14 protein-coding genes are annotated in these 16012 nt (G+C 45.0%); 8 read left to right on the forward strand and 6 right to left on the reverse strand.

Features of this window, described 5'->3' with window-relative positions; genetic code table 11:
* Positions 1-46: 46 nt before the first annotated feature.
* Positions 47-808: an MBL fold metallo-hydrolase gene (locus tag NST58_RS12565; protein ID WP_339173461.1), complete on the reverse strand. Its 762-nt coding sequence runs from the start codon at positions 806-808 to the stop codon at positions 47-49.
* Between the two features lie 251 nt (positions 809-1059).
* Here NST58_RS12565 and NST58_RS12570 point away from each other — a divergent pair, with 251 nt between their 5' ends.
* From NST58_RS12570 to NST58_RS12585, 4 genes are all read left to right on the forward strand, one after another.
* Positions 1060-3078, forward strand: a complete 2019-nt coding sequence (locus NST58_RS12570; RefSeq protein WP_339248035.1) for a Na+/H+ antiporter — start codon at positions 1060-1062, stop codon at positions 3076-3078.
* 2 nt (positions 3079-3080) lie between these two features.
* Positions 3081-3605: an N-acetyltransferase family protein gene (locus NST58_RS12575; RefSeq protein WP_339248037.1), complete on the forward strand. Its 525-nt coding sequence runs from the start codon at positions 3081-3083 to the stop codon at positions 3603-3605.
* 2 nt (positions 3606-3607) lie between these two features.
* Positions 3608-4069, forward strand: coding sequence for a DIP1984 family protein (locus NST58_RS12580; RefSeq protein ID WP_339248039.1), 462 nt, complete (start codon positions 3608-3610; stop codon positions 4067-4069).
* A 518-nt stretch (positions 4070-4587) separates the two neighbouring features.
* Complete coding sequence (locus NST58_RS12585; RefSeq protein WP_339248766.1) at positions 4588-5472, forward strand: DegV family protein; 885 nt, start codon at positions 4588-4590, stop codon at positions 5470-5472.
* A 109-nt stretch (positions 5473-5581) separates the two neighbouring features.
* On the opposite strand, the gene NST58_RS12590 is transcribed toward NST58_RS12585, so the two are convergent.
* The 5 genes from NST58_RS12590 to NST58_RS12610 form a co-directional block, all read right to left on the reverse strand.
* The gene (locus NST58_RS12590) at positions 5582-6010 is read right to left on the reverse strand and encodes a threonine/serine exporter family protein (protein ID WP_036685970.1); all 429 of its coding nucleotides are present in this window, start codon (positions 6008-6010) and stop codon (positions 5582-5584) included.
* A gap of 28 nt (positions 6011-6038) precedes the next feature.
* Positions 6039-6803, reverse strand: a complete 765-nt coding sequence (locus NST58_RS12595; RefSeq protein ID WP_076129956.1) for a threonine/serine exporter family protein — start codon at positions 6801-6803, stop codon at positions 6039-6041.
* A gap of 157 nt (positions 6804-6960) precedes the next feature.
* Positions 6961-8223, reverse strand: coding sequence for a DNA polymerase IV (locus tag NST58_RS12600; RefSeq protein WP_076189810.1), 1263 nt, complete (start codon positions 8221-8223; stop codon positions 6961-6963).
* An 82-nt stretch (positions 8224-8305) separates the two neighbouring features.
* The gene (locus NST58_RS12605) at positions 8306-8908 is read right to left on the reverse strand and encodes a YitT family protein (RefSeq protein ID WP_076218939.1); all 603 of its coding nucleotides are present in this window, start codon (positions 8906-8908) and stop codon (positions 8306-8308) included.
* A gap of 2366 nt (positions 8909-11274) precedes the next feature.
* Entirely contained in the window at positions 11275-12141 is an 867-nt protein-coding gene (locus NST58_RS12610) for an AraC family transcriptional regulator (protein WP_339248041.1), read from the reverse strand.
* 165 nt (positions 12142-12306) lie between these two features.
* On the opposite strand from NST58_RS12610, the gene NST58_RS12615 reads away from it, so the two are divergent.
* The 4 genes from NST58_RS12615 (at position 12307) to NST58_RS12630 (ending at position 15999) form a co-directional block, all read left to right on the forward strand.
* Positions 12307-14271, forward strand: coding sequence for a beta-L-arabinofuranosidase domain-containing protein (locus tag NST58_RS12615; protein ID WP_076212730.1), 1965 nt, complete (start codon positions 12307-12309; stop codon positions 14269-14271).
* 91 nt (positions 14272-14362) lie between these two features.
* Positions 14363-14932 carry an HIT family protein gene (locus tag NST58_RS12620; protein WP_256721407.1) on the forward strand — a complete coding sequence of 190 codons (570 nt, stop codon included), beginning with the start codon at positions 14363-14365 and terminating at the stop codon, positions 14930-14932.
* An 18-nt stretch (positions 14933-14950) separates the two neighbouring features.
* Positions 14951-15586, forward strand: coding sequence for a pyridoxamine 5'-phosphate oxidase family protein (locus NST58_RS12625; RefSeq protein WP_076303388.1), 636 nt, complete (start codon positions 14951-14953; stop codon positions 15584-15586).
* 104 nt (positions 15587-15690) lie between these two features.
* On the forward strand, positions 15691-15999 hold the full coding sequence (locus NST58_RS12630; RefSeq protein WP_076130570.1) for a hypothetical protein: 309 nt from the start codon (positions 15691-15693) through the stop codon (positions 15997-15999).
* The last annotated feature ends 13 nt before the right edge of the window (positions 16000-16012 follow it).

Genomic DNA, 16012 nt, shown 5'->3' on the forward strand with positions numbered 1-16012 from the left:
AAGAGAAGGCAGAGCCGGATTTCAGGCTCTGTCTTCTTTTGTATCATTACAGCTTTCCTTTTCCTTCTGCTAGTTCAGCAATACGTCTGTTTGCATCTCCGCGGTAGCGTCCACCGTGATAACAAATGACCGTATCGATCTCATACTCAGAGAATTTGTTCAGAGAGGACAAAGCCAGCTCCATGTCAGGTGTGGCGGAAGGAGTGGGACCCTGTAGCTCGCCATCCTGAACGGTCAAGGCATCGGCGGCAATAAGTGTACGGCTATCATGATGGTAAAGACTGAGATGCCCTGGGCTATGGCCAGGGGTATGGATCACCGTAATTCCACCGGCAAAAGGTAACTTTTCTCCATCCACAAGCGTTTGATCCACTTTTCCTTTAGGAGGATGGGCTAATACAGAGAGGAAGGCACGCCGCCACTCCTCAGGTACATGAGCTGGGATCATAGCCGCTGCCGCCGCTAAAGCTTCAGGAGTGTGCTTAAGGAGCATTCGCTCTCCTTGAATATAGGGCTGCTCAATTTCATGAGCCAGAACAGTAAGCTCTAGATCTTCATCAGCCAATAGGGCAGGGAGGCAACCGATATGGTCTAAATCCTGATGCGTGATAATAAGGGTACGGAGCTTCTCCCAAGGCACATCCGCTTCTTTTAGAGCCTCTTTGAAAGTAGAGAGTAGACCCGGGAATCCGGTATCGACGAGTACGGCGGCATGTTCATCCCAGAGTAGCGTGGGGTAAATCGTGTCTTTTCCACCCATAACCTGCGCTGTAATCTCGAGCATTTCTATTCCTTGAGCAATGTACATTATTATCCCTCCGTGATTGATAATAAGAGCGACGCCGTGAGGCTAATGCATATATTACTCAAAACTGAAAATAAAAACAATAGATAAATATTTTATTATAACACAAATAAATATTTATGTCAATATGTATCTGATGGAATTTTTGTGGAATTTGTAGGGGATTTTAATGTTAAGAATCTTTTGCTAGATTTTGCCCTTGCCTAAAGCTTTGCGATATAATAATCAAATATAAAAAAGGGAGTTGATGTGGTTTGGAGACATTTCTAGTTGTACTCGTCCTACTTGGGCTTATCGCAATATCCAACATCATAAACCGATTCATTCCCTTCGTGCCGATACCCTTAATACAAATTGGCTTGGGTGTAGTGGTCGTACTACTGCCTTTGGGAATACATATGTCACTGGAGCCAGAGTTGTTTTTCGTGTTATTTATTGCTCCGCTTTTGTTCAATGACGGAAAGCGAACACCAAGAAATGAGTTATGGAACCTGCGGGCTCCAATCTTAATGCTGGCACTAGGCTTGGTATTTGCTACAGTGCTTATCGCTGGTTATTCCATTAACTGGATGATTCCCACCATTCCACTCGCAGCTGCTTTTGCGCTGGCAGCGATCTTATCGCCGACAGATGCTGTGGCGGTAAGTGCAATCGCTGGGAGAGTACATCTTCCCAAGAGTATTCATCGTATTCTAGAGGGCGAATCATTGATGAATGATGCCTCTGGCCTTGTTGCGTTTAACTTCGCTATTGCAGCAGCTGTTACAGGCATATTTTCTTTGCCGAAAGCCTCCATTAGTTTTGTGATTATCGCTTTAGGTGGGCTAATTGTCGGAGCAATACTCGCGTTCCTCCTGATTCGGTTCAGTGTATTTATCCGCAGACTGGGGATGGAGGACATCACAGTACATGTGCTGCTGCAAATCCTGACTCCTTTCATTGTGTATCTGATCAGTGAAGAAATAGGGGTATCCGGCATTTTAGCTGTGGTTGCAGCGGGGATAATTCATGCGGTCGAGAAGAATCGTGCGGTCTCGCCACAGTATAAGCTACAGCTGGTATCCGCCAGCACATGGTCTGTGCTGCTCTACATCTTGAATGGCTTGGTCTTCCTTATTCTCGGATTGTCGATTCCAGATGTTATTGAAGTGATCTACCGGGATACAGCGGTGGACAATCTTATGGTGATTGGTTATGTATTTGCGATAACGTTACTGCTTTTTGTGCTGCGTTTTATATGGGTATATGTATTTTCCCTGGCTGGCGCCGGCCTGCAAAAAATGGAAAAATCGTCTATAAAGTCCATGCTAATCCTGACCATTTCAGGGGTGCGAGGCGCGGTTACTTTAGCCGGTGCCTTTTCGATTCCTTTTGTGTTAGGAGATGGCTCACCTTTTCCTGAACGTGATCTAATTATCTTTATCGCTGCGGGTGTGATTCTGATGTCACTGCTGATCGCTAGTATCTTTTTACCAATTCTCGCAGGTAAAGAAGAGCCGGTTGCCGAACCAGGGGACACTGAGGTTGAACAGGCGGCCAAATCTAAGGTCGTTGCTGCCGGGATAACGCTGCTTCAAAGTATGATGACGGAGGAGAGCAAGGATTCCGCACAGCCAGCTTTGAGTGAATTTAGAGAAAAGGTTTATAGTCTGAACCGCGAGGATCAAGCGAACGATCCGGCATTTGAGGAACTCCGTCGGCTTGGGGTTGAAGCAAGGATAGTGGGCTTGCATGCTGAACGCAAAGAGCTGACCCGATTGCTTACTAACAATGAGATTCCTGCCTCAGTGGCTCAGAAAATGGAAGAATTCTTGGATCATAGTGAAGTTTTCTTAGCCAGAAGTCTCAACTCTCAAATTAGATTATCCCTTACAGAGATTAGAAGGCTATTTGCGGGGATGTTCTCAGGACAAAACGAACGGGAAGCTAGCCAACAAATGCTGCAACAGGCTGAATGTGCAAGAAAAGCTAAGATTTCTATGTCCCGCGCAGCAATAGCTGCTGTTAATGCAAGTATGAATGAGAACAACCGAAAAGCAGTAGAGAAGGTTGCATGCAGTTATGAGCAACTAATCTCACGCTTCGAGCAGGGTCAAGGCTGGACAAAGGATGGTCTCGTTGATGATCAAAAGCTTGAATTGAAACTGAAAGCTATTCAGGAGCAACGGGATAAGGTGCAGCAATTGTACCAGGATGGAACCATTAACCGCAAGCTAGCCGGTAAATTACGCAAGTTCGTCGATCATTTGGAAACATCCATTTGGGAGGATTAGCTGTGTTGAACAAAGTAGTGGGAGAAAGCTTGTTATTCACTGAAATTCGCGAAGAGCATCTGTCGGATGTACTCGATATTTATAACTATTACGTGCTGAACACTACGGTTTCTTTTCATACCGAGCCTTTAAGTGTGGACGAAATGCGGCAATCAGTGATGAATGATGATCCGCGGTTCAAATCATACGTTATTTTATCCTGGGATAATGTTATTCAGGGCTATGTTCTGATTGCTAGACATAAGAGTAAGCCGGCTTATGATAGCTCTGGGGAGATCAGTGTGTATTTGAAACCGGCTTGTGTGGGTAAAAGAATAGGACAGCATGCCTTACGTTTTATTGAAAAGAGAGCTGCCGAACTGGATTTCCATGTGTTAGTAGCTACCGTTTGCGCAGAGAATGAACGCAGTCGCCAGCTTTTCTCAAAGAATGGATATGAACAATGTGCCTACTTCAAGGAGATTGGCTGTAAATTTGGTCGAAGACTGGATATCGCCAGCTATCAGAAAATCTTAGGGGGAACTTAAAGATGAAACTTGCGGAAGCATTAGTGAACCGAAGTGATCTTACCCGTAAAATCGCGCAGCTAAAGCAGCGGCTCGATCGGGTCGTTAAGGTGCAGGAGGGGGAAGATCCGGCAGAGCAGCCGGAGGCTCTTTTGCATGAGCTAGAAATAGCTGTTAACGAGCAGACGATTTTGATTCGAGCGATTAATCGAACGAATTCATCTGTTGCCTTCAATGAGAATTGGAGTATTGCCGATGCCCTAGCCGAACGGGATAAAATGCTTCAGCTGCGGAAGCTGTTTAGCGATTTGCTTGAGCAAGCTTCGATCACTCAGGATCGGTATAGCCGCTCTGAGGTTCGTTTCCAGAGAACGGTAGATGTCGCCCAGATTCAGAAGCAGATTGATGAGCTGTCTAAGTCATATCGGGAGTTGGATTTTAAAATTCAGGAGAAAAACTGGACGGTAGCCTTAATCACACCGTAATAAGCTTTATCACAGCAGAAGGTAACTGATCTTCATAAAGGCGAGTGCAACCCGCCAACAGGGAAAGTTGGACAAATTGACAGATGCCGGGCCATATCTGACCAATCATAACTTAGCCCCGTACTGTAACAACTGTAAAGAGTACCTATTAATGTAACTACCAAGCGCTGATTTATGTAAGAAAGGTGAGGGTGGGGACGGGGATATTTTTGCTGTGGTTAGGCTTTTACATAACATGAACTGGCTCTATTAGGATAGGTATATTCGTCATACATAATGTGAAATAATGTCGAATAAAGTTGAATAAAATTTGCATTATCGGCCTGTTTTGCCTATCTTATCGCTCGTTATCTTGTATAATTTACGAATACGCACGAGGACTTCCTAAACCGCTGATCTATTCGTATGTTGATTGTACAGGATGAGAGAGTGATTCATTGGCCGAGAAGGTTTAGTGGCCCTTGTCTTTTCAAACATTCTACTATTCCTTTCATGAAAGAGAGAAGTGACAAGTGACCATGAAATCAATTGCCTGGGTAACCGACAGTACATGTACAATCGATCCTGAGTTCGCCAAGAACAACCATGTGTATATTGTTCCTTTACGTCTGATTATTAACAACGAGTGTTATAAAGAAAATATAGATATTACGATCGATGAGTTCTATGAGAAAATGCGTCAGCATGATCAAGTAGGCAGCTCACAGCCGCCAATCGGTGAGTTTATCGAGTTATACGAACGGTTGAAGGAAGAATATGATGAGATTATCGCGGTGCATCTTTCGACAGGGCTTAGCGGAACATACAATGCTTCCATGCAAGGTGCTGAAATAGCGGAAGCTAATGTTATTGGAATTGATTCCAAGGTTGGCGCTTATCCGATTCGGGAAATGATCACGCGAGGTATTCATTGGCACCAGATGGGCTTTACTGGCCTAGAGATTAAAGAAAAGATAGAGAATATCATTCAAAATATGTCCTTCTACTTAATTCCTGCAAGCTTGTCCCAGCTTCACCGTAGTGGGCGTGTTTCTGGTACACAGGTAATTCTTAGTCAATTACTACGGATAAATTTGCTGCTGCGTTTTGACGAGGGCAAGGTCATTGTTGTGGAAAAAATCCGCACGATGAAGAAGACAAAGCAGGCGCTGTTAGATATCTTTAAACAGGATTGTGGACTTGTTAGCGATGTGTGCATCATGCATTCCAATAATTTAGAAATGGCGCTGAAGCTAGAAGAAGACATCAAAGAGATGGCGCCTGATTTACGTACGGAGATTATGACTTACATTCCTGCCGTGGCTGTTCATGCGGGTGAAGGTACCGTGGGACTTTCTTGGATTAAAAATAACCGGATCAATAGTATTTATTCGGAGGTTGAACCTGTAGCAGTACTTGTGTAGATAGGATAGTAAACAAAGAAATCGCTTCTTGGAAGAGGGACGGATGATCCTCATTATACCAAGAGACGATTTCTTTTTTTTGAATCTATGAGATGACGTTGTAAGAAGGTTATGCTTTGCTTGCACGACGGCGGAACATTTGTCCGATAACTTCACTCAGTACCAGTCCAGCCGCAATTGCGCCAGAGAGCATTAATGCCCGAACAGCGATTTCTACAGCCAGATTATAGTTTTCTTCTACAAATCTACGCATAGCATCGTAAGCAAGGCCACCCGGAACAAGTGGGATAATACCGCCTACACTAAAAATAATAACCGGCATTTTGAAGGATCGGGCAAACAGCTGGCTGACGATGCCCACCACTACAGTAGCCGCAAACGTAGCAACAACAGGCCCACACTCTACATCAAGGATTACATACACCATCCAGCCTACCATTCCAGCAAAACCACACTGCAGTAGAGCGCGCTTAGGCGCATTAAATAAAATACAGAAGGTTGCCGCGGCGATAAAACTGGTTATAAGTTGCAAAATCATGAAGGGCTAACCTCTTTCACATGGAAAATTAAAATAGTGATAGTACAAGCCCAATGCCTGTACCGATCGCAAAAGCAGTTAGAAAGGCATCTGCTCCTTTGGATATGCCTGAGACCAGATGACCAGCCATCAGATCACGAACGGCATTAGTAATGAGTAGACCCGGTACTAGAGGCATCACGGAGCCGATGATGATTTTGTCCATTTCTTGACCTATGCCCAGCTTTACAGAATAGAAGGCCAGAAGTCCGATCAGGAAGGAAGCAGAGAACTCTGCAAAAAATCTAGTCTGCACAAGACGATGCAGGTAGATAACCGCAGCAAAACCTAACCCGGAAATCGGTAATGCGGGGAGAGCATCCCACAAGCTGCCCTTAAACATAACGGTGAAGCAAGCGCCGGTAAGCGCCGCTGCTATGATTTGCAGCCATACCGGATACGCATGTGCGGCATCATCGACCTCTCCTAATCGTGTCCGAGCTTCCTCGGCTGTAATCTGACGCTCGTTCAGACGCCGCGAGATATCATTAACCTCCGAGACTTTCTGCAGATCTGTTGTCCGCTCGGCAATCCGATATAACTTAACGGGCTCCGTTCTATTGGTGGTGAACATAATAACGGTTGGTGTCACATAACTATGTGCCCCTGGAAAACCGAGAGAAGCAGCCATACGTGTCATTGTATCTTCTACTCTGTAGGTTTCTGCACCGTTTTGCAGCATGATCTTGCCAGCAAGAAGACAGAGATCAACGATTTCATAATAGGTAGTGTTAGTGTTGCTCGTGCTTTCCAACTTCTCCGGTCCTCCCCTGGAATGTTACATATCTATGTGTATATACTTATGATTGTCGCTTCATTGTGTGAAAATAACAACCTCAATATAGCATTATAAACGATATGGGATATATTTTAATATAGTTTCAGAAATAAAATGTATAAAGATGCACTGTTTATTTATAGTGCCCGCCAATCTTTCCGGATCTGTCCTTAAGTTGTCCGGCATCTGTGAACGATGCGGCGCGTCCGATGATCGATTCCCCGTATTTATTCTTCAGCGCATCAGTGGCCCGTTCGAGCTCGCGGTAGCGGGGGCGCGACTCAAATAAGGTTAGCTGATATTGGCTTTCGTCAGACAGATTGGACAGGCTTAGATGAATTCGGCGCACAGGCTGACCTTCCCAATGCTGTTTGAAAAGAGCGAGGGCGGCCTCGTATACCAGCTGGGTTGCATTCGTAGGATCGCTCATCGTAGTCTGTCTCGAGAAGCCGCTGGGGTCATCAAAGCTGGCGCCTTGGCAGCCAACAGACACGACTGCACCATGCACCTTCAGTTTGCGGCTGCGCCTGCACACCAGCTCTGACAGCTCCAAAATGATGGTCTTGATCTCTTGCAGTGTATAGTAATCCCGTGGCAGTGTCATTTGGTGCCCGACGCTCTTGGGTGCTACTTCATAGGTAGCGGGACTTACAGGGCTATCGTCGATGCCATTGGCAATTCGCCAATATAGCTCGGCATCGATATCGCATTTTTTATGGAATTTCTCCCGCATGCGCCATTTCAGCTCGCTTAGCGGCATCTGTGCCAAATGGCCAATCGTTGTGAGGCCCATGCTCTGGAAGTGCGCGGACATGCGGCGGCCTACCATAAACAACTCACTAATGGGCAGTGGCCAAAGTACATCTGGAAGCTCTTCCTGAGTGAGGGTAAATAGACCCTCCGGGTTCTTCTTGGCCCACAGGTCGCAAGCCATTTTGGCGGTAACCTTGGAATAACCTATACCGATACGTGCGCGCACACCTGTATTTCTGCGGATTAAGTCCTGAATGGTCGTAGCGATCTGTCTTGGGCTTCCGAATAAGCTGAGGCTGCCGGTGATATCAATAAACTGCTCATCGATGGAATAAGGTTCTACGAGGTCACTGAATTTGCGTAGAATGTCCGTGATTTGGGAGGAAACATCGATATATTGCTGCATATGTGGTCTGACGACGATTACTTCGGGGCACTTCGCGAGTGCTTCCTTCAAGGTCTCGGCGGTAGTAATGCCAAAAGATTTGGCTAACGGACAAGCGGCAAGCACAATCCCGCTTCGTCTAGCCGGATCTCCGGCGACAATAAGCGGTTTGTTGCTGTATTGCGGATTAGAGGCCTTCTCCACGGAGGCGTAAAAGCTCTGACAATCGGATAACAAAATAACACGCTCTTTATTCATAGATTCACACTCTCCAGGTGAGGTAGAGATAGGGTAGATGATTTTTCTTATTATTATAATACGAACATATGATCGTGTATATTCATATTTTTTCCCATTTCTCTTCAGTCTCCAAGGTACAGAGACCTGTGGCCACACCCCCAGCGATAATCGTGAGGATGGAGTGGAAGAAGGTTTCTTTGGAAATCAGGAGTCCCCCCGCGCCGATAATTATAAAATCTGTCAAAAAAATGATGAGTCCAAGGTTAAGCGGGAGATACCTTTTGATATATTGAGCAAGCAGATCCGTTCCGCCTGTACTGGCTTTGAACCGCAGCATAAGCCCAAGACCCGTTCCCATTAAAAAACCGCCAATAATGGCGCTGGAAATGGAGCCGAACTCAAAATAATACAGAAAGTGGTACTGCAAAGGACCGAGAAGCTCAATCAGAAACGATGAGGTCAATAAACCTAATACACTATTGAAAAAGATATCGCGTTCCTTCAGCCAGGCTAACAGGAAAATCGGAAAGCTGCAGAGAAGGACAGCTATACCGATTTTGGCATCGGATAAATAATTGATGATGAGGGCTATTCCTATTATTCCCCCATCTAGGATTTTATATGGGACTAGAAAAAAATTAGTTGCTGCTGCAATGAGCAAGCTTCCGATCAGGATGATCGCGTATCTCAATAATGACTGCATATTTAACATCTCCACATTAAAGGCATGTCTTATAAATATGCTTGTCACTTCCAAAAAATTGCAGTGAAGCAAAAAACTGATTTCGGGCCTAATCATGCGGACCCAGAAGACCCTATTAGGCAGATACAAGGTATTTTTTCGAGCTAACGGACCCAGTTGCAGCTATTCCCACAAATGTGGTCCGATTGCGGGCAAATTATGAGCAATAAGAGCTATGCAGTCCGAAACTGCCGCAAAATGGGCCCAAAATCACAAATAGGTGCAATAGGGTCCGATAGGATCAACAGACATTTGAGTAATTCACGCCCAGCCTCCTTGCGGACCCAGAAGACCTTATTAGGCAGTAACAAGGCATTTTTTCGGGCTAACGGACTCAGTTGCAGCTATTCCCACAAATGTGGTCCGATTGCGAGCAAATTATGAGCAATAAGAGCTATACAGTCCGAAATTTCCGAAAAATGGGCCGGAAATCACAAATAGGTGCAATAGGGTCCGATAGGATCAAGATCGAGCAAAAGGTAGCTGATTTCGAGACGTAGACAGCTAGGTTGCGCAACAGGTAACAAATTCTGCGCACGGAGTAGCTAGGTTAAGCCATAGGTAACTAATTGCGCACGGAGTAGATAGGTTGAGCTATAGGTAGCTAATTCCGCACAGTGTAGATAGGTTGAGCTATAGGTAGCTAATTCCGCGCACGGTGTAGATAGGTCGAGCTATAGGTAGCTATTCCGCACAGTGTAGCTAGGTTGAGCCCCAGACAGCTAGTTTAAACAATGGCTAGCACGTTTAGGAGCAAATTTGGCAGGCGGCGTTCTTCAGCAACTGTTCGGACTCAGTTGCTCTTATTTCCATGATTCCGCTCGTTTTGTCACACTATCGGACTCAGTTGCAGCTATTCGTTCAAATGCGCTCCTTTTCTGCGCAAATTAAGGGTAATAAGAGCTATACAGTCCGAAATTTCCGAAAAATGGGCCGAAAATCACAAATAGGTGTAAAAGGGTCCGTTACGATCAAGATCGAGCAAAAGGTAGCTGATTTCGAGACGTAGACAGCTAGGTTGTGCAACAGGTAACAAATTCTGCGCACGGAGTAGCTAGGTTAAGCCATAGGTAGCTAATTCCGCACACGGTGTAGATAGGTTGAGCCATAGGTAACTAATTGCGCACGGAGTAGCTAGGTTAAGTCCTAGGTAACTAATTCCGCACGGTGTAGATAGGTTGAGCCAGAGGTAGCTAGTTTAAGCACTGGGTAGCACGATTAGGAGCAAATTTGGCAGGCGGCGTTCTTTTCAGCAACTGTTCGGACTCAGTTGCTCTTATTTCCATGATTCCGCTCGTTTTGTCACACTAACGGACCCAGTTGCAGCTATTCCCACAAATGTAGCCCGATTCGGAGCAAATTATTAGCAATAAGAGCTATACAGTCCGAAACCTTCGCAAAATGAACCCATATGCTGAAATAGCTGCAATACGGTCCGATACGATCAAGTTCTAGCAAAAGGTAGCAGGTATCGAGACGTAGGCGGCTAGTTTGAGCAACAGGTAACTAATTTCTCGCACGGAGTAGCTAGGTTGAGCCCCAGACAGCTAGTTTAAACAATGGCTAGCACGATTAGGAGCAAATTTGGCAGGCGGCGTTCTTTTCAGCAACTGTTCGGACTCAGTTGCTCTTATTTCCATGATTTCGCTCGTTTTGTCACACTATCGGACTCAGTTGCAGTTATTCCCACAAATGTAGCCCGATTTGGAGAAAATTATGAGCAATAAGAGCTATACAGTCCGAAAATGCCGCAAAATGGATCGAAAATCAAAAATAGCTGCAATCCGGTCCGCAACGGGGAATGCTATGAATGGATGATTAAGCAGACGCGTCTCCGGGGGATATAGAGAGTAGTGTGATGGCTATACGGTGAGTTACTTGCTGATAAGCTTTGGAGGGTCGAGCCGCATAATCAGCGTTGAGCTATGGTAAGTATGAGTGGGCCACGCCTAGGAAGGTAAACTGGTAAAATTATTGCAAGGAGCAAGGAGCAAGGAGCAAGGAGCAAGGAGCAAGAATCAAGAAGCAAGAAGCAAGAATCAAGAATCAAGAAGCAAGAAGCAAGAAGTAAGAAGTAAGAGCAGTAGAAGGATTTAGGACGGATCACGGGTACACAAGAAATCTGCCAATCGGAGTACTGCTCCATCACAATAGTTATCTAAGTTTCTCCGAGCTAGAGGAGCATCTCGCGTCCAATTAATTCATAGCTGATCAAGAAAGCCAGCAGCGCAGAAGAAAGCCAGCAGCACACAAGAAAGCTACAACAGCGCACCGCATTAACAACGAAAACAGCACGCCTCCAATTATGAGGCATGCTGTTTTTGCCGTTATCGGGAATACCGCTTGCGGAAGCGAAGCGGAGAGATTCCAATCTGCTGAGTAAAGCGACGCGAGAAGTAGGCGGTGCTCTCGAAACCGATACGTTCTGCGATCGCAGCTATAGGCATCTCTGTCTTAAGCAGAAGCAGCTTGGCCTGTTCCAAACGGTAATCCGCTAAATACTCCATCGGAGTCAGTCCATATACGCGTTTCATGCAGCGGGCAAGGTAGTTATAATGAAAATGCAGCGCATCCGCCAAAGAGGCATTGGAGAGAGGCTCCGCATAATGATTGCGGATATAAGTCTCTGTCCTCTCGGCGATCTCTACCGCATGACTTTCTGAAGTATCATGCTGCGCTAGATCCATCATCCGCAGCATTTCTTCAAAAATCCTTTGCTGCTCCCAAACTGCACTGGAACGTCTTCCAGTGGACAGCTGTAAAAGCTTCTCAGCTTGTCCACTCCGTTTAAAGGGATCAGGAAGGGGACCAAACTGCGGGATGCGAATGGTATATGGATGAGTAAGAAACTGCCGGAAATGTGTCTCTCGGTTGATATACACGGGCTCGCCATCAGAACTTGACCAATCTGCGAGGGTATGAAAATGAATCCAGATAAACGAAGTCAGCTCCTCGCAACACTTAACGGAATAATGATAGCGGTCAGGCAGCAGAAGCAGCGTATGCCCAGCCGCAACCTCCCATTGATTATGCTCTTCACCGATAAATAGGCAACCTTGCTCTACAATAATCAGATCAAATAAGCCGATATGGCTTCTATTTGGATGCTGCTCTCCGGGTTGATAAACAGTGTGATTGCATTCCAGAAAATATGGAAAAGGCGGCGCTGCGAAATGTACATAGGAAGGACTCACTGTGTTCTACCTCTCTTTTTATCGTAGTCCGAGCTCAAATAGTCCTTGAAAATAGGAGTGTGAAATAGTACAAAAAAGGGGTTGCTTCTGATTATATTTTTTATCTATTGTACGCTCTATAATTGTAATTAGCGAGTATAAAATAAGGCTAAGGGGAAGATGATGATGAATAAAACGATCCAGGATCAGCAAGTTGTAAAAGATCAATCCGTTAGCATTAAAGATGATTTCTGGGGAAGTTATATAAAGCTGGTTCAGGATGTTGTAATCCCATATCAATATGAGGCATTGCACGACAAAGCAGCGGGAGCTGAGCCCAGTCATGCCATTGCTAACTTTGAGATTGCTGCGGGCCGGAAGACCGGTGAATTTTACGGCTGGGTATTTCAAGACAGTGATGTAGCCAAGTGGCTGGAGGCCGTAGGTTATTCCTTAAGCATCAAACGTGACCCTGAGCTGGAGCGTCAAGCGGATGAAGTGATTGACCTCGTTGGAGAAGCGCAGCAGGAAGACGGGTACTTAAATACTTATTTTACGATAAAAGAACCCGGCAAACGCTGGACTAATCTGAACGATTGCCACGAGCTGTACTGTGCTGGGCATTTCATTGAGGCAGCCGTTTCTTATTACGAGGCTACAGGCAAAAGAAAACTGCTCAACATCATGTGCCGAATGGTTGATCATATCGATTCTGTGTTTGGTCCGGAAGAAGGCAAAATGCGGGGATATGATGGCCATCAGGAGATTGAGCTTGCGCTCGTGAAGCTGTATCGGCTCACAGGTGAGGAGCGGTATTTGAAGCTCAGCAGCTTTTTTATTAATGAGCGAGGTCAACAGCCGAATTTCCTAAAGCAACAATGGGATAATCTGGGGAGTATCAATTTTTTTACAGGTCAGAAGGAGAATTTAGATTTAAAATATTACCAAAGTCATCTTCCGGTAAGAGAACAGGAAGTGGCTGTAGGACACGCTGTGCGTGCGGTTTATATGTATACTGCTATGGCTGATCTAGCCGCACTTACGGGAGATGACACCCTTCGCGAAGCATGCGAGAGACTGTGGAATAACATCACTACTAAGCAAATGTACATTACTGGCGGGATCGGATCTACGCATCGGGGTGAGGCTTTCACCTTCGATTATGATCTGCCTAACGATTCGGTGTACGCAGAGACTTGTGCATCTATTGGGTTGATCTTTTTTGCACAGCGGATGCTGAGAATATCGCCGGATGCACGTTATGCCGACGTGATGGAGCGGGCGCTTTATAACAATGTGTTGGGTTCAATGGCACAGGATGGTAAGCACTATTTTTATGTGAATCCACTGGAAGTATGGCCTAAGGCATGCAGCTGCAATCCAGATAAACATCATGTGAAGTCCGAGCGCCAAGGTTGGTTTGGCTGCGCTTGCTGTCCTCCGAATGTGGCGCGTCTGCTGACTTCGCTTAATCAATATATCTATACGATCCATGGTGATACGCTCTATACGAATTTGTATATTGGGAGTGAGCTGACAACAAAGCTGGGTGGAACAGATGTTGCGATTCAGCAAGAGAGTAACTATCCATGGGAAGGTACAGTCTCGTTGAAGATTAATCCTGCAGCGGAAGCAGAGTTTGGGATTGCCTTGCGGATTCCATCTTGGAGCCAAGGAATGGAGATCAGAGTCAACGGTGAAGCAATGAATACTGCTGAGAACATCGAGCAGGGATACCTCGTTATCCGGAGACTGTGGAGAGCAGGAGATGTAATCGAAGTGCATGACCCTATGGAGGCACATCGTATCTACGCACATCCAAGTTTGCGTGCTGATGCTCAAAAAGTAACGATTCAGCGTGGACCTCTTGTGTATTGTCTTGAAAGTATCGATAATGGTGAGCCGTTAAGCTCGATTTCTTTAAAAGAAGGCAGTGAACTTACTGCGGCTTTTGATGAGACGTTGCTCGGCGGCGCTGTTGTTGTCGAGGCAGAGGGGCTACGTGTAGATAAAGAGGGCTGGAGTGGTGAGCTTTACAGCAGAGTCAAGGCACCAGTTCAAACCGTAAAAGTTAAGGCGGTTCCGTATTACTTATGGGGAAATCGTGGCAGTGGTGAAATGAAGGTATGGATTCCGGAAGCCAGCGTTTAAGTTATAGGTAGACATAGATCTCGGGAATGGCTGTAGTTTATCAACATTTACCGATGAGGACAGCTGTAATTTACAGTCTGTCCTTTTCTTTTTGCAAAAAGGAGAACACACGCGAAATGGCGAAATTAGAAGAAACATAGAAATATTCTTAAATCCTATAACAGTGGAGGCGGGCTATATTTATAATCATGCTCCAGAGGGTTATACTTGTCCCTTTTGTTTGTTGGTTTCGGGCATTGAAAATGAAGATGTGCATTCTAAGCAAGCGGATATTATTTATAAAGATCATTACATAACGGCTTTTATTGCTTCTCATTGGTATCCGAATAATGAAGGGCATGTTCTAATCATCCCTAATCAGCATATCGAGAATATTTACACATTGGAGGTTGAGATCTCAAACCGGATACATGAGCTGGAAATTGAAATTGCTAAAGGTCTTAAAGAAGTTTATAAATGTGATGGCGTTTCTTCTAGACAACATAATGAGCCGGATGGCAGCCAAGATGTATGGCATTATCATTTACATGTGTTTCCAAGATATCATGGGGATAATCTGTATGGTACTTTTGGGAAGTTATCGGATGAATCAACAAGAAAAAATTTCGCCCAATTATTAAGCGGATATTTGAGCAAAAATAAGAACATTGGGGCTTATTAAGTTGAGAGAGGGAGAAGTATGAAGTCAAACTTTTTCGAAAAAGTTATAGAGTCAGAAGAAGAGCTAAGGTCTTTATTTGGGTACCCAAGCGAATTGGTTAACAACAAAACCATAACTGTTATAGATCATCATTGCCGTGATTATATCTCAAAATCCCCAATGCTTTTTATGGCTACAAGCGGTTCGTCCGGTGCTTGTGATGTCTCTCCGCGCGGGGACGCAGAAGGTTTTGTTCACGTGTTGGATGATAAACATTTAGTGATCCCTGAACGCCCTGGGAATAGACGGTTTGATTCTTTGCGGAATATACTTGAGAACCCAAAAGTCGGTTTGATATTCATCATCCCCGGACTTGAAGAAACATTAAGAATAAATGGGCACGCGAGTATAGTTAAGGATGAAGATATATTGAAACCTATGGAAGCGCATGGTAAAGTCCCGATCATTGGAATTGGCGTGGAAGTAGAAGAATGTTATATGCATTGTGCAAAAGCCTTTAAGCGGTCACGTTTGTGGGATGACGATCATTGGCTTGCGAAAGAAGTCTTGCCTAATCCATCAAAAATACTGGCGCAGCATGCCCGTAAACTTGGAGTTACTCCAGAGGATATCTCAAAATCACTAAAAGAAAGCTATGAAAAACGGCTATATTAACATTTTCGACTTAGAAATGGAATGGGATTTGCCCTTCATTGTATGCTATATTTGATCTGGATAAGGTAACTGATCATTTTACAGATAATAATGGAGGCATCACAATGAGTAAACGTTATCGGATGACAAGAGCAATGCAGAATGCTGGAGATTCAGCAACAACCCTATCTTTAGAAGAGTGTAAGCAATATTTCGCATCCAAACCTGATTTCACCTATACATCAGTTTTTACAGTAACAGGTGCCACTACCATGTCCATTGAGGGAGATTTCTTTATGTGGAGCTATGGTGATACAACAATCCCATTTAGACATTATCAGGGCGATATTTATGTTTCTGGCGCCAATGAAGCCGTGATTCCTAGAATGCTTGAGGTCGCGAGTGATTTAAGAGCAGATATTGTGGAAGGGTAAAAAAAAGATGCCC

The sequence above is a fragment of the Paenibacillus sp. FSL R10-2796 genome, from assembly GCF_037965315.1.
Taxonomy (GTDB): Bacteria; Bacillota; Bacilli; order Paenibacillales; family Paenibacillaceae; genus Paenibacillus_AQ; species Paenibacillus_AQ odorifer.